The sequence below is a fragment of the Chryseobacterium sp. L12 genome (assembly GCF_056133985.1).
The window spans coordinates 55879-70003 of the sequence record NZ_JBVYOF010000034.1; the positions used below are offsets into that span (position 1 = coordinate 55879).

Annotated in this window: 14 protein-coding genes and 1 pseudogene; 8 read left to right on the forward strand and 7 right to left on the reverse strand. The window is 33.7% G+C overall.

Annotated features, from left to right (window positions below):
- Nucleotides 1–39 precede the first annotated feature (39 nt).
- Genes AC0NBN_RS16340 through AC0NBN_RS16350 form a run of 3 tightly spaced genes read right to left on the reverse strand, consistent with a single transcriptional unit; the run spans nucleotide 40 to nucleotide 5303 of the window.
- Nucleotides 40–1017: a LamG-like jellyroll fold domain-containing protein gene (locus AC0NBN_RS16340; protein ID WP_160812951.1), complete on the reverse strand. Its 978-nt coding sequence runs from the start codon at nucleotides 1015–1017 to the stop codon at nucleotides 40–42.
- 15 nt (nucleotides 1018–1032) lie between these two features.
- Entirely contained in the window at nucleotides 1033–2496 is a 1464-nt protein-coding gene (locus AC0NBN_RS16345; protein ID WP_160812952.1) for a RagB/SusD family nutrient uptake outer membrane protein, read from the reverse strand.
- A 14-nt stretch (nucleotides 2497–2510) separates the two neighbouring features.
- Nucleotides 2511–5303 carry a SusC/RagA family TonB-linked outer membrane protein gene (locus AC0NBN_RS16350; protein WP_160812953.1) on the reverse strand — a complete coding sequence of 931 codons (2793 nt, stop codon included), beginning with the start codon at nucleotides 5301–5303 and terminating at the stop codon, nucleotides 2511–2513.
- A 447-nt stretch (nucleotides 5304–5750) separates the two neighbouring features.
- Here AC0NBN_RS16350 and AC0NBN_RS16355 point away from each other — a divergent pair, with 447 nt between their 5' ends.
- The gene (locus AC0NBN_RS16355; protein ID WP_089744255.1) at nucleotides 5751–6431 is read left to right on the forward strand and encodes a DUF4197 family protein; all 681 of its coding nucleotides are present in this window, start codon (nucleotides 5751–5753) and stop codon (nucleotides 6429–6431) included.
- Between the two features lie 18 nt (nucleotides 6432–6449).
- Nucleotides 6450–6755: a DUF493 family protein gene (locus AC0NBN_RS16360; protein WP_130913624.1), complete on the forward strand. Its 306-nt coding sequence runs from the start codon at nucleotides 6450–6452 to the stop codon at nucleotides 6753–6755.
- A gap of 455 nt (nucleotides 6756–7210) precedes the next feature.
- Here AC0NBN_RS16360 and AC0NBN_RS16365 read toward each other — a convergent pair whose 3' ends face one another.
- From AC0NBN_RS16365 to AC0NBN_RS16375, 3 genes are all read right to left on the reverse strand, one after another.
- A complete protein-coding gene (locus AC0NBN_RS16365) occupies nucleotides 7211–7621 on the reverse strand; it encodes a hypothetical protein (protein ID WP_160812954.1) in 411 nt (136 codons plus the stop codon).
- 11 nt (nucleotides 7622–7632) lie between these two features.
- A complete protein-coding gene (locus tag AC0NBN_RS16370) occupies nucleotides 7633–8028 on the reverse strand; it encodes a DUF3997 domain-containing protein (protein WP_160812955.1) in 396 nt (131 codons plus the stop codon).
- A gap of 117 nt (nucleotides 8029–8145) precedes the next feature.
- Nucleotides 8146–8715, reverse strand: coding sequence for a hypothetical protein (locus AC0NBN_RS16375; RefSeq protein ID WP_160812956.1), 570 nt, complete (start codon nucleotides 8713–8715; stop codon nucleotides 8146–8148).
- A 372-nt stretch (nucleotides 8716–9087) separates the two neighbouring features.
- Here AC0NBN_RS16375 and AC0NBN_RS16380 point away from each other — a divergent pair, with 372 nt between their 5' ends.
- A complete protein-coding gene (locus tag AC0NBN_RS16380; RefSeq protein WP_160812957.1) occupies nucleotides 9088–9720 on the forward strand; it encodes a hypothetical protein in 633 nt (210 codons plus the stop codon).
- Nucleotides 9721–9775: 55 nt separating this feature from the next.
- On the opposite strand, the gene AC0NBN_RS16385 is transcribed toward AC0NBN_RS16380, so the two are convergent.
- Nucleotides 9776–10474 carry a DUF6261 family protein gene (locus AC0NBN_RS16385; protein WP_160812958.1) on the reverse strand — a complete coding sequence of 233 codons (699 nt, stop codon included), beginning with the start codon at nucleotides 10472–10474 and terminating at the stop codon, nucleotides 9776–9778.
- Between the two features lie 513 nt (nucleotides 10475–10987).
- On the opposite strand from AC0NBN_RS16385, the gene AC0NBN_RS16390 reads away from it, so the two are divergent.
- The 5 genes and pseudogenes from AC0NBN_RS16390 (at nucleotide 10988) to AC0NBN_RS16410 (ending at nucleotide 13985) form a co-directional block, all read left to right on the forward strand.
- The gene (locus tag AC0NBN_RS16390) at nucleotides 10988–11848 is read left to right on the forward strand and encodes an SH3 domain-containing protein (RefSeq protein WP_160812959.1); all 861 of its coding nucleotides are present in this window, start codon (nucleotides 10988–10990) and stop codon (nucleotides 11846–11848) included.
- Nucleotides 11849–11858: 10 nt separating this feature from the next.
- The gene (locus AC0NBN_RS16395; protein WP_160812960.1) at nucleotides 11859–12260 is read left to right on the forward strand and encodes a hypothetical protein; all 402 of its coding nucleotides are present in this window, start codon (nucleotides 11859–11861) and stop codon (nucleotides 12258–12260) included.
- 431 nt (nucleotides 12261–12691) lie between these two features.
- Nucleotides 12692–13111 carry a DUF559 domain-containing protein gene (locus tag AC0NBN_RS16400; RefSeq protein ID WP_160812961.1) on the forward strand — a complete coding sequence of 140 codons (420 nt, stop codon included), beginning with the start codon at nucleotides 12692–12694 and terminating at the stop codon, nucleotides 13109–13111.
- Nucleotides 13112–13265: 154 nt separating this feature from the next.
- Nucleotides 13266–13849, forward strand: a pseudogene (locus AC0NBN_RS16405) (ATPase).
- Nucleotides 13836–13985: a hypothetical protein gene (locus AC0NBN_RS16410; RefSeq protein WP_185147325.1), complete on the forward strand. Its 150-nt coding sequence runs from the start codon at nucleotides 13836–13838 to the stop codon at nucleotides 13983–13985. Before AC0NBN_RS16405 ends, AC0NBN_RS16410 begins: the two are co-directional and overlap by 14 nt.
- Nucleotides 13986–14125 lie beyond the last annotated feature (140 nt).

Consider the following 14125-nt stretch of genomic DNA (forward strand, 5'->3'; position numbering starts at 1 on the left):
TGCAAGTATTAAAAAAAGAGCCCAATTAAGGGCTCTATATTATCTGTTATCCTTTTCTAATTTATAAAGAGCTACAACATCTCCACTTGATAATGCCGTATTATAAATTCTAAACTCATCAAGCTGACCGGCATAACTAGTTGCCCAGTCTTGTTGAGAACCATTATTTTGCGGAGGTACTGTTTCAAATTGATGGGATCCAAAAACCACTTTACCATTAGTACCTGACATCACAAACTGACCATATCCTTGTGCTGCACCAGCAGAATTGTTAATATCCCCTGGATCGCTTGCGTACCAAGGTGCTGATCCTGCTAAACCAGTAGCGGGAGCGTAAGCAAAACCTGTTAAATTTGCAGCCGGCTCTCCATTAATAAAACAACTAACTTTACTTGTAGATGAATTGTAAGAAACTGTTACGTGAAACCATTTATTCTTCTGGTTATCAATATTCATAATAACACCCTGTCCTTTCCAAGAAACTCCAGGTCTGCTGTTCTCAACACCCAATTTTAGTCTGATCCTATCTGGTTTTGTAGAATCTGGATTTTCAATAAATAAATTGATACCACCCCAAAATTCTGTAGGTCTAACTATCGTAAAAATTCCTTGCGCCCCTTTACCTTGTCCGGGTGTTGCCGGATCAACCGTATTGGCACTCTTCATCCAAAAACTGATTGTGAAATTATTAAGATTGGTTATTGCACTTGTTGCATTGGCAACAGCATATCTCATTTGTGAATTTGAGCCATTGTAGGCATTACCTTTTACTCCGGCAGCAAATGCAACATTAGTAGGAACTGCACCTGTAATATTATTTTTAGAATCAGTAAGATTATTTTCGAAACTCAATTTCGCAACAAGATTTCCTGAAGCAATCTCATCTGAATTTGTATAACCTCCAATCTCTACATAAGGTACGGCTGGGTTATCTTTATCAATACTGTCTTCACAGCCTGATAGAAAAGCACAAACAGCTATCAGAGAACCAAAGTATTTTAATTTATTTGTTTTCATTTTTTATATATTTTATTAGTAACCAGGGTTTTGACTAGCCAAACCTTTCGCTTCAAGAATAAACTTATTTGGAATTGGGAATACCTCATGAGTACCCACTTTAAATGTTTTACCATTTGCTGCCATTGCAGACTGAGCCTGACCAGTTCTTACTAAATCAAACCATCTATCATGTTCCATAGCCAATTCCAATCTTCTTTCTTTATAGATTGCCATTCTCATATCTAATTGTGACACTGCAGTTGTATTTGCTAATCCAGCTCTGTTTCTTACTTGATTTAAAAAACCTGCTGCTGTTGCAGTCTGTCCAAGCTCATTCAAAGCTTCAGCCTTCATCAACAAAACCTCTGAATATCTCAAATATCGAATGTTTGCATCAGTATCAGCGTCCCCAGTAAAAGCAGAAGAATATGCTTTATAATTGTAATAATTATTTTCTACAGTTGCAGGAACTACTCTTCCATCATAAAGCGTTGTAGGCTTTGCAATAATTGTAGCATCTCTTCTTTCGGTATCACCTTCAGCATTAAACGCATCCATAAGACTTTGAGAAGGAGTATTGAAACCCCATCCCCATCCACCGGCACCTCTTGCACCTTGGACCTGTGAATATTGCTGAATACCCGGCTGACCCGGACCTCCTTTTCCTTGAATTTCAAAAATAGATTCTGCATTGTTTTCTCCTGAAACTTTATAAATATCCTGAAAATTAGGAGTTAATGAATATCCTGTTACCTGATCACAGTGATCAATAACCTGCTGCCATTTTTTCTGATACAGTGATACTTTTGCCAGTAATGCATGTGCTGCACCTTTAGATGCTCTTCCTACATTATCACCGGTGTAAGCTGTCTTTTGAGGTAAGACTGCGATTGCAGCCTGCAAATCACTTTCAATAAAAGCATAAATTTCTGCTTTTGATTTTCTTGTGAAAACCATTGTACGATCTTCTTCTGTATTTTCAAATACTTTATTTACTAATGGTATATCTCCATAACTTCTGACTAATATAAAGTAAGAAAATGCTCTTAAGAATTTTGCCTCTCCTTCTAATCTGCTTCTCAAAGATGCATCAGCTTTATCTAAAAGAGGAAGATATCTTAACGCCTGATTAGACCTGTTAATTGCCTGATAATGTCCTTCCCAAACATCTTGAAAAGATGGTGATGTAGATGAAAATGTAAGCGCATCCAATACATCCTTATCACTTCCCGAATCTCCTGGAGAAGATCCTTTATCAGCATCGTCACTCGTTATACTGCTGATTCCAATCCATGCAAATGAACTGATATTCCAATCAAGATACTTTGCATAAATAGATGTTACAAAACTTTCTGCTCCTGCATTGTTATTATATTCGCTTAAGATATCTTCTAAAGCTATCTGCTCAGTTGGTCTTGTATCTAAATAATCATCACTACAATTCTGATTCAAAAAACCTAGTGATAAGACTGATAAAAATATTATTTTCTTTTTCATAATTGATTCTAGTATTAAAATTTAACATTTACCCCAAAAACAAAAGAACGCAATGTAGGATAAGCATCCAATTCAACTCCTGTAAGTCTGTATGGATTACCATCCGCGTTCAATTCAGGAGAAAATCCTGAAAATTTCTGAAAGATAAAAGGGTTAATAGCACTTACATAAAACCTTAGAGAAGAAACATATTCTACAGGTTTATTAAAATTATATCCTAATGTAATATTATTTATTCTGAAAAAGTCTCCAGATTCTAAATAGTAAGTTGACGCAATAGGAACAGCATTGAAAGGTGCAGGATTTGCCGCAGCTGTGTTAGAAGCAGACCAAAAATGAGACGCTACATCATACTCAACATTTTCACCTGAAAATCTTTGTGCTTTCTTACCATTATAGACTTTATGACCAAATGCTCCGAAACCATTAATTGCTAAATCCACATTTTTATAACGTAAATCAACATTGATTCCGAGTGTAGATTTTGGAATATAGGATCCGAAGAATTTTCTATCTTCTGCGTCCTGAGATCCTGTTCTTCCATTACCATTGGTATCTACATATGTCATATTTCCGTCTGCATCAAGACCATTTGCTTCCCACAAATAAAAGCTTCCTAAAGGTTGTCCTACTGCTTGTTCACCAAAATATTTAGTCCATTGACCGTTACCTAAACTACCTCCTAAGATTGGGTTAACACTTGAAAAAATTTCATCAAGTGTATTTTTATTATTTGAATAGTTTGCATTAAATGAATAAGAGAAATTTTCCCCTGCTGTATCCTGCCATCCTAAATTTATTTCATAACCTTTGTTTGAAACTTTTCCAAGGTGCGAAAATCCTGAAATTGCAATCCCTGAAGAAGAAGGAGGTAAAGATCCTAAAATAATATTTGTTGTAACTTTATTATATAAATCAAAAGATCCACTCAATCTTCTATTAAAAAATGCAAAATCTACCCCTCCACTTGTTTCTTCTGTAATCTCCCAACCAAGATTTGGATCCAATAGTTGATTATTTGTTGTTCCATTTGCATTGTTTACCCCTCCAAATGAATAATTATAATCTGCACCTGAAGCTAAAGTAGGAGTATTTAAAGGTACATTTTGATTACCTAATCTCCCCCATCCTCCTCGGAATTTCAATAAATTTATTACGGAGTTATCTTTTAAAAAGCTTTCTTCAGAAACTACCCATCCAGCACCGAATGATGGAAAATTTCCCCATTTCTGACCTTCCGTAAACTGAGAAGATCCATCTCTTCTTATGGTAGCAGTCAATAAATATCGGTTCATCAACTTATATTGTGCTCTTCCGAAATAAGATAGAGTTCTGTTTTCGTTAAAATCTATACTGTTGAAATTAACTAAACTTGCGTTAGTCACATAATCAATACCATTAAGATTCCAATAATCACTATTTGCAGAAAGGTTTTGGCGAACCATTCTTAACCTGTTTGCTCCTGATCTAAAAGTAGTTTCAGTACCGACAGTTGCTTCAATATTATGAATTGATGCGAAAGTTTTATTATATGTTAAGTAATTTGTTAATTGCCAGTTGTAGTAATCCTCTTTTACATTAGTCAACTGATTCTTATAAGCTGGTGCAGCCTGACCAATTAATCTCACCCCATTGTCAAAAGCATAACTTTTAAAATTATAATACTCTCCACTAAATTGTGATGTAAATTTAAGTCCTTCAAACAAATCTATATCAAGCTTCAACCCTCCCTGCATCTGCATAGATTTTTGTCGCTCATTATTTAATTCTAATTGAGCCAATGGATTTCCTACATTATTAAACTGAGAAACTCCTGTTGGAGAAGCAAAACCATTTGCTCCTACAATAGAAACTCCATACTGTCCATCAGCAAAATAAACCGGCACAATTGGAGATTGCTTGTATGCTGAGGTAAACGCTCCTAATGGTTTGGGAGTAATATTAGAGAATGCAACACTTAGATTTTGTGCCAAAGTGATTCCTTTAGAAATTTTAAATTCGTTATTTGTTCTTACTGTTGCACGATTATAGTCAGTTCCTTTTAAAATGGCTTTCTCGTCATAGTTATTTAAACTTAAAAAATATTTTGCTTTATCTGAAGAACCTGAAATACTTACATTATGCTGATTATAAATACCTGTTCTAGTAATTGTATCAAACCAATCTGTATTTACAGGCTGATCCTGAGAAAATCTGGTCGTTCCTGAAGCTATGTTGTTATACAAGCTAAAAAGGTTACTACCCGCCATTTTAACTTTTTTCAAAGGGTTTCTAACCCCTATAAAACCATCATATTCTACGGTTACTCCTCTTCCTCTTCCGCTCTTAGTTGTAATAATTACAACTCCATTTGCACCTCGGTTACCATAGATCGCCAATGCTGATGCATCTTTTAGAACATCATAAGTCAGAATATCATTGGTATTAATATTGTTGATATTATCAGCAAATAAACCATCTACAACGTACAAAGGGGTTCTACCTCCCTCAACAGTACCCAAACCTCTTATTAAGATTGTTGGGGTCGATCCCGGTAAATCAGAAGCGGTAACCTGTACACCTGCTACTTTACCCTGAATTGCCTGTGATGCATTTAATACTTTTGTTTTGGATACTTCTTCTGCTTTTAATGAACTCACTGCTGAAGTATTGTCAATAGCTTTTCTGGATCCATATCCAATCATTACAACTTCTTCAATAGCTTGCTCTCTAGAAACTGTGTCCTGAGGAGTAGTCTGTCCGTTGACGTTCATTCCGAAGTAGAGAACGGCAATAAGACAGGAATACTTTAAATTAGTTTGTTTCATATAGTTTAATTTTATCTTGTTTTCTTTAATGTCGTCAGTTTGTTATGTTCAAAATAAGACATTATCTCAAAAATAGAAAAATTTATGAAAGTTGTTAATATTTCTTAAAAAAATTTTAATAAAGCTAGTTTTATTAGTTTATTTTTAAATTATCCACAATTTTAACTAATTCTTTTTTTATTTATATGGATAATTTTATCAATTTCGCATCACCTTTTTTTTCATTTTTTCATAATGAAGCAATAAAAAGATCCAAAAATGACAGCAAGAGTCCTTTTTTGAAATTTTTAACAAAAAAGGGCATTAAATTTGTCTTAAATTTAGGCTTGAAAAAATCTCATTATTGAAGTTTTTTGATGCAGAGTTTATTGTAACTACCTTTGGAGTTTTAAAAGGAATCAACAGTAACTCTTATTATTTTATTTAATAACAACAGTAATCCCTACTATGAAAAAATATATTTTTGCTGCAATTATCATTTTTAGTACAGCAGCAGTAATTACTACAAGTGTTCAGTCGTGTTCTACGCTTGCTACCACAGATTTAGGTTTAGCGGTCATCAAAAGAGTTCTGCTGGGCGGAATCAATAAAGGAGCCAATATCTACGGAAATAAAGAGGCTTTCCTACAGAATAATCTTGTAGACAAAGCGTTACCGGGCGAACTAAGAAATATTAACTCAACTCTGGAAAAAATTGCACCCTCCCTTGTTGCCAAACAAAGAGAATATATTGCCGAAGCGGCAGCCTATACCGTACAAATATCCAAGCCTATTCTAGAGAACGCTGTCAATAGTCTCAATGCACAGGATGTGACCCGCATTATTCAGGGTGAGAAAGGAACTGCCACCTTAATTTTAAAAGAAAAAACCCAGGCACAGCTTATCCAGGCTATTGCACCAAGAGTTGAGCAGGAACTTAATAAATATGGCATTGTAAAGACAATCAACACCGCTCTTTCGGGAAGCAATTTATTGGGAAGCCTTTTAGGAGGAAATACAAATAATGTCAACGCAGGCGGACTGAGCATTCTGGCTTCCGAACAGATTGTGAACGGACTTTTTAACATCATTGAAGACCACGAAAAGCAAAATTCCGCGACGCTTCTCGGACCTTTCGGGAAAAAATAATTTTTACTATCTTTAAGTATGGAAATATTACAAGGAAATAACCACGCAAGTCCTGAGGATTTTTATAATTCTTTAAAGGAAAAACTGGAAAACAATCATGATTTTCCGGAAGATTATCTGTTTAAATTCATCATTCCGACCGATGAAGCCAAGATTACCGAAATCTATAAAGTTTTCGACGGCATCAAATTTACCATGAGCAACCGCGAGAGTAAAAACGGCAAATATACTGCCTGCAACATCAATGCGTTCGTTTTGGACGCAGATCAGGTAGTGTTTATTTATCAGGAAGTGGCAAAAATTGAAAATGTTATTTTGTTATAGAATAAAAATTTTTAAATTACAGGGTTGGCAATTGCCGGCCTTTTTTGTTTACAAATAATGCATCAAACCAGCGGAGCAATCCGGAACTTACAAACACTGTTGTTTTAAATCAAATAAGTTCTCAGGAGTTTCTATATAACTTGCACGAGAATTCCATAATATCTCTTCGGAAGATAAAAAAGATTGTTCTAAACAAACGTAGAAGTCAGGACGTTTGCAAATATGTTTTTGATGATGGATATTTTTAATTTCACACTTTGTTAACGCAAGCTTCAGGCTCGTGCTGGGATTTTTTGATACGAGCAGGATGTTCGCACCAGTAAGTGAGAAATTTTCTTATCTGGATGAATTCACAGAGATATTTAAATAACATCTTATTATATACAATTTCAACATTTTTATGATTTAAGCTGATTCAATGTTTTGAATATTATGATGCATAAAAGCCAGAATAATTAGATAATTATTAAAATCATCATCAATGTCCATCTGATATATATTTTTAAGAAAAGGTTTTCTTTTTTAAATCTGATAACTTCTTTGTCATCTTCAAATCTGTGTAGTGTAAAAAAGGATCTGAAAAATCCGTATGATCTGAATTGATAGACTTCTGTAGAGTTTGGACCATAATAAAACAATCTGCTTTTGGATGATTCTATTTTAATTACTAGTTTCTCATCGGTATCAAAAAACTTTATATCATAAAATAAGAAACCTGAATATTTAATAGTTAAATACTGATTTACAATTTTCAGCTTCTCATTTATTCCACTCCAAAAACCAGCGATTTTCTCTCCTATCAAAATATTTTTCTCATCGAATAACTGATGTGAATTTTTAATTTTTTTTACAGTAAATAATTTCATACATAAGAAAATTAAAATTCGTAAATATCAACCAATTGCACATTATTAGGAATTTTCAATAGTTTTTTCATTTTACAGAATTCATTAAAACTTAGATTTTTATATGCATAGTTTTTATCTGTATCTAAAATCCAATAATCTTGTATTTTCTCATTAGGAATTTCGTAAGAATCTAAACAGTCATTAGGACTTCTCTTTTTGAGTCCTTGCCTTTCCGCAATAATAAACTCGTTGTATTTATTTATTCTAATGACTTTTGAAGGAATAATTTCTATTTCTGAATTCCATCCATCTTCGGGTGCAACAAAAATGATGTGGGAAGACGTACGTTGTAGAACATATCCTCCTGTAAGACTTTTTTTGAAGTCATGCACTCCCGGACCGTAGGCATGAAAAGGTAATGTCAAACTTTTTAAATGACTGAAATAAATTGTAAAAAAAAATACGAACGTCACTCCTGAGAATAACATAAGGGATTTTAATTTTCTGGTTTTCATCTCAATTGTTTTTTAAAAAACAACACTTTATTTTTTTCTTTTTGATTCAATTAAAATAGCACCATATGCTCCACGTTGTCCATATTTTTTATGGCTTTCTTCACTAGAAAGAACATTCACACTTTTTATTGTTTCAGGCTTGAGTTTCATCATTTTGGATTCTGAAATCCTCATATTGTCTAAAAAAATGAGAGGCTGGGTAGATTCTATATCTTCCTGATTTGGCATTCCCAGCCACATTGTTCTTCCAATAGTATCATTAACTGCCCTGAACCCACTCAAGCCTTTTTTAAAATCAATTTTTTTAACAGACTCCCCTGTTAAACTCTGAGCAGTTACTAATGTAGTATTTCCTGAAATCAAAATCCCTAGAGCAATCTTACTTAAGACAGAAAATCCAATATTTCTTTGTAATTGATGATCTGTAAATCTTCCACAGATATTTTTATATGATTTTAAATCATGATAAATTTTCTCATCTGAGCTTTCACTAAAATCCCTAACAATTTTAGAGCATACTTCACAAAATTTACCGTTTTCTTCAGGGGACATTGCATCCCAGTTCTCATTACAAGGTTTAGATATTTTTATTTTCATAATAATTGTATTACATAAATATATGAAATATATTGATCCACGAATCAAAACAAGAAAAGATTGTTTTAAACAAACGGAGAAGTCAGGCCGTTTGCAAATATGTTTTTGATGATTGATATTTTTAATATCACACTTTGTTAACGCAAGCTTCAGGCTTGTGCTGTGATTTTTAATACAAGCAAGATGTTCGCACCAGTGAAGGAGAAATTTTCTTATTGGACTGAGCTAAAAGAACATTCACTTAAAAGCTTTTACATTTTTCCCTTTATTCAGGCAACCATGACAGGATTTTTAGCGTCTTACAAATAAAGAATGCAATTGTTTTCAGAAACATTTTTTGTCTCTTTTTGATCAACCTAAAACATCACTATCATGAAAAAAACATTCTATATTCTGATACTTTCAGCAGGCACATATTGTTTTGCGCAAACAGATCAATTAGCCGTTTATGCAGGTGTCGAGATGCAGCCTGCAATCCGAAGTTATCAGCCTGCCGCACAATTCAATGCGAGAGCTTATCTTAATGAAAAAATTTCTTTGGGTGGTGCCGTCAGTTTTGCTCTGGAAAAACACCCTCAAAATTTCGGCTTTTCCGCAGAAAGAACCCGGTCTCAGCATACCACGCTCAACTTTATGGTTCAGAATGATTTTGCGAATACCGAAAAGCTTTTTTTTAGTACTTATCTTTCTACCGGAATGTATCTTGTGGCACTCGTCAATCCCGATGATAAAACGAACGAAATTTTTTATAATGATCTGGACGGTGTCTGGAACGCAAATCCATATAAAGTTCCCAGAAGACTCAACCGCGACTTATTCTATAACATTCAGGGCGGATTTGATTTTTCCTACAGACTTACCACGATCAGCAAAGAGAAAGTTTCACTTTACCTTACGTCACGGGCAGGTTACCAGTTCGTTTTCGGAAAAGGAGATTTCTCTACCGGAAGTCAGTTCACAAAACCGGTCTTTTCTTTGGGTGTGACCTTTAAAGCAAATAAATAAAAGCAAAACACATCAATGGCAGGAATATGAAAAAACTCAGCGGTCTGCTGAGTCATTATTTACGATGGTTTTCACCTTTCTTTACTTCCGAATTCTTCGCTGCTTTCACAAGCTCATTCGTATCGCTGTAGAGCAGTTGCCAACCGGGAACGTTTTTCATTGCCGTTAAAAGACCGAGGTACGTTTTCAGGTTTTTCTCAAGATCTTTGCGGATGGCACTTGCACTCGTCATTTGTCGGAGGTCTGCATTGGCTTCTGCCTGATCTGCAAACTGTAGTTCAAAATTTTCATGCTTGGCTTTCATATCTGCGAAAGCGGTATTTAAGGAAAGAGCCGTTATTTTCTGGGTGTTTTCCGGAGTTTCCAGTTCTTCGATCAGCTTTTTCATCTGTGCGGTTTGTGAAGAATAACTTAAACGATCCAGATTCAGTCCAAAAGTTTTGAAGATGCCGTACAAATCCTCCGCCAACTGATAATTGGGTGCAGAAGACAGCTTTCGATAACCGTTGAGAAAGGCTTTCAGATTGGTATAAGCCACATCCCTCTCATGATCTGCTGTGGCAACATCTTTTCCTTTTCCGCTGTAGATTTGTTTGGTGTAAACCTTATCGTATTCGGTGTAAGAGTTTTGCAAAGTTGTGGTAAGAGGATGATCGGTAATAACAGAATATTTGCCCGACTGACTGTTGGAAATAATTCTCTGAGCTAAAGTCGCAAGATCTTTGGTGCTCAGCTTAGTGAGTGTAATTTTCATACGTTTGCGTTTTTTAATTAATAATGATATTTCAAATATATAAAAATTAGAATATTATTTCATATTTCTTTACCTATTGATTTCTCAAAAAAATCTTCGACAGGTTAAGACTGACAACCCTACTACTACCTTTATATGATAACGTGTCAGGTTGAGCCTGTCGAAACCTTTGCGGTTAATCATAGCGATTTAAAAAAACTTCTTTGGTTACAAACAGTCTTGTTTCAAACCAACAGAGTGCTCTGGAAGTTACAAACAAGGTTGTTTTAAACTAAAGAAGTCCTCCGAAGGTTTCCCGCAACTTGTTGGAGACTTCCGAAGGACTACGGAAGTTACAGATAACTTTGTTTTAAACAAACGGAGGTGTTGGGAGGTTTGTTTTAGGGGTGGTTGTGAGGTTTTGCGGATGCAGGTGATGGTTTGTAAATAAATTTTTTATTTCTTTTCGTTTTAAGGGAAGCCGTAACTGTAATTTCATTATAATATATATCTTTGAAAACTAAATAATAAGGTATGAAAAAACTATTTACTCTCTTTGTTATATTATTGTCAATATATAATTATTCTCAAGTTGCAGTGAAAGGATATTACAGGAAGAATGGCACTTATGTTCAGCCACATGTAAGAACGCCACCAAATTCAACTATTACGGACAATTATAGTTATAAGGGTAATTACAACCCAAATACAGAATACACTACAAGTTCTTCGAGAACTTCTTCTCCAACAACTTCTAATTATTATAATAATTCTTCTTCATCTAATTATGATAAAGAATGGGTAAATGGTTATTATCGAACTGACGGAATTTATGTAAATGGTTATTATCGTAAAAAGAAAAGTACAACATCGAATTCTCCTAATTCAACGAATGCCTACTATGCAAAATCAAATTCTAGTAGCACTAATTATCCTACAAAAAAGTATGTTAATACAACCAATGTAAATTTAAGAAGCTCTCCCGAAGTATCCGATAATATAGTAGAGGAACTTGCTTTTTCAGACGAAGTAAAATTCTTAGAAAAAGTAGGATATTGGGATAAAGTTCAAGTAAGGCGGTATGTTCCCAGCACAAATAGCTATTCTACAATAGATGGTTTTATTAATAGTAGATATTTAACAACTTCCTCTAGTAATGAAAGCACTTACAATAATATTAAAGGTAGTGAATCAAAATATTTTAAGGTTAAAGTTGATAAAACTTATTTTCACAATACGCCTAACATTAAAGATGTTAGAAAAGCTTATTTAATTTATGATACTGAAATTTATGCGATTGCAGAATCAAAATATTTCATTTATATAGAATTTATAAATTCTTCTGGGCAAACAAGTATTGGATGGATATTGAAAGACGATTTGATAAGAGAATAAAAAAACAGATATGATTAAGCATTTTTACACATTTATAATATTGCTAACGTATAACTTTCTTTGTGGACAATCCATGGTTGGTTATACATATAATGAAGTTATTAATAAATACAGAAATGAAAATATAAAACCAATGAATAGCATTTACATTGGCAATAATGAGATTAAATCTTTGATGTTGGAGAGAAATGATTACAGAGTAACATATACCTTTAATCAATCAAATATTTGTACTCAAAGTTTGATTTTAGTGAAAAATAAAAGAACACTTCAAGAATTTATAGATTTTTATAATGAGAGATATACTTATACAGGATCCGATAATTGGGTTAGTGAAAAAAATATTCTTTGTATAAAATTATTTAATAAAGAAACTGTTCCAACTTTTCAAATTAAAGACTGTGGCAATTAAGTTTACAAAAAAAGCGAAATGACCCGATCTTTCGGATTTGCAATCCGTGAGCATTTACAAAAGCTAAGGCACGGATTATAAATCCGCACTATCATAGATAAAGATAAAAACCTGCCTCACAGCAGGTTCTATTATTTAAGTTGGTAAGCCAATCAAAATTTGAAAAACAAAATATTGTTGCTGACGCTGTCTCAACCACCCCGTCAATTCGCCTTTGCCGAATCGCCACCCCTCCATTGGAGGGGAACCCGTGCGAAAACAGCACCTTATTTCTGACAAAGTTAATCTCACCATTTTATCTTTAAACAAAAAAAAGACGTGTGGAGATTCCCCTCCTCCGGAGGGGTGGATTAATTTTCAAAAGAAAATTAAGACGGGGTGGTCAGTTCCATTTTGAAAAAAACGTAACTTCGTTCAAAACAAAAACATAAATGTTAGAAAAACAGATTTTAACACACATAAACGGCATTATTATCTATCGAAACTCCGTTGAAAACCTGCCTTACAATCCCCTACTTAAGCCTTTAGCAAAAGAAAAAAGAAAATTAGGAATTCTGTCAGAAGTGTTATTCTGGAAACAAGTTAGAAATAAAACTTTTCACCATATTGATTTTGACAGACAAAGAATCATCGGTAACTATATTGTTGATTTTTATGTAAAAACTTTGGGACTTGTGGTTGAGATTGACGGGACAAGTCACGACTTCAAACAGGAATATGATTTGGAAAGAACAAAGTTTCTGGAAAGTCTGGGTTTGAAAATTTTTAGAATTACCGATTGGGATGTAAAGCACAATCTCTCTTTAGCAATGAAAGATCTCGAGAATTTTATTGTTGAGAATTATAGTTGATGTTTGTTTAAGTTAACAGGGTGGCTTGCTTCATTCAACATAACCACCCCGTCAATTCGCCTTTGGCAAATCGCCCCCTCCATTGGAGGGGAATTCTTAGTCAAAGAGATTTTCATCTACAAAAGTTTATCTAAAAAAATGTAATCTTGCGAAAATGAACAACAAAAAGCTTTACATTATAGCAGGTTGCACGGTGCTGGTAAAACAACAGCTTCGTTCACTATTTTGCCTGAAATTCTGGACTGTAAAGAATTTGTAAATGCAGATGAGATTGCAAAAGGATTATCGCCTTTTCAGCCGGAAAAGGTTTCTTTCGAAGCTGGAAGGATAATGCTTAATAGAATTAATGAGCTATTATCAGAAAATGAAAACTTTGCTTTTGAAACAACATTATCCACTAAAAGCTATAAAAGTAAAATCATCGAAGCAAAGGCAAAAGGTTACAGAGTAACTTTACTGTTTTTTTGGCTTCAAAATATTGAGTTAGCTAAAGAACGTGTAATAACAAGAGTTTCTGAGGGCGGACATAATATTGAACCGGAAATTATTGCAAGAAGATATATCCGAGGAATTAAAAATCTATTCGATATTTATCTTCCTATTGTTGATGGAGCTTTAATTTTTGATAATTCCGAAGGGCAACATCAATTTTTAGCTGACAAACAAATTGATGGCTTAATGAACATCATAAATCACGAAAAATTTAACCTTTTAAAAAACTATTATGACAACAATTGAAATTCAGATAGAAGAAAGAAATAAAATACTGAAAGGGCTTGAAAAAACGTACGAAAAACTTTTGGAATTTAAAAAAAATAAAAAAAGTGAACTAGTAGTGCTGCGTGACAATAAGATTGTGAAAATCAAACTTTAATAAATTATTATGATGACAACACGTGTTCTATTTAACGTGAGTTCGGGATACGAATAAATAAATTTATGATACAAAAAAGCAGAAAAATTAGTATATTTAAGGTATTGAAATTCAAATATTTAACTAAAATATCTGCTATA

Coding starts and splice junctions, on each gene's coding strand:
- AC0NBN_RS16395 (WP_160812960.1), top strand. CDS start 11,859: ATGATTAAGCATTTTTACACATTTATAATATTGCTAACGTATAACTTT.
- AC0NBN_RS16390 (WP_160812959.1), top strand. CDS start 10,988: ATGAAAAAACTATTTACTCTCTTTGTTATATTATTGTCAATATATAAT.
- AC0NBN_RS16365 (WP_160812954.1), bottom strand. CDS start 7,621: ATGAAATTATTTACTGTAAAAAAAATTAAAAATTCACATCAGTTATTC.
- AC0NBN_RS16410 (WP_185147325.1), top strand. CDS start 13,836: ATGACAACAATTGAAATTCAGATAGAAGAAAGAAATAAAATACTGAAA.
- AC0NBN_RS16345 (WP_160812952.1), bottom strand. CDS start 2,496: ATGAAAAAGAAAATAATATTTTTATCAGTCTTATCACTAGGTTTTTTG.
- AC0NBN_RS16360 (WP_130913624.1), top strand. CDS start 6,450: ATGGAAATATTACAAGGAAATAACCACGCAAGTCCTGAGGATTTTTAT.
- AC0NBN_RS16350 (WP_160812953.1), bottom strand. CDS start 5,303: ATGAAACAAACTAATTTAAAGTATTCCTGTCTTATTGCCGTTCTCTAC.
- AC0NBN_RS16400 (WP_160812961.1), top strand. CDS start 12,692: ATGTTAGAAAAACAGATTTTAACACACATAAACGGCATTATTATCTAT.
- AC0NBN_RS16375 (WP_160812956.1), bottom strand. CDS start 8,715: ATGAAAATAAAAATATCTAAACCTTGTAATGAGAACTGGGATGCAATG.
- AC0NBN_RS16340 (WP_160812951.1), bottom strand. CDS start 1,017: ATGAAAACAAATAAATTAAAATACTTTGGTTCTCTGATAGCTGTTTGT.
- AC0NBN_RS16385 (WP_160812958.1), bottom strand. CDS start 10,474: ATGAAAATTACACTCACTAAGCTGAGCACCAAAGATCTTGCGACTTTA.
- AC0NBN_RS16355 (WP_089744255.1), top strand. CDS start 5,751: ATGAAAAAATATATTTTTGCTGCAATTATCATTTTTAGTACAGCAGCA.
- AC0NBN_RS16380 (WP_160812957.1), top strand. CDS start 9,088: ATGAAAAAAACATTCTATATTCTGATACTTTCAGCAGGCACATATTGT.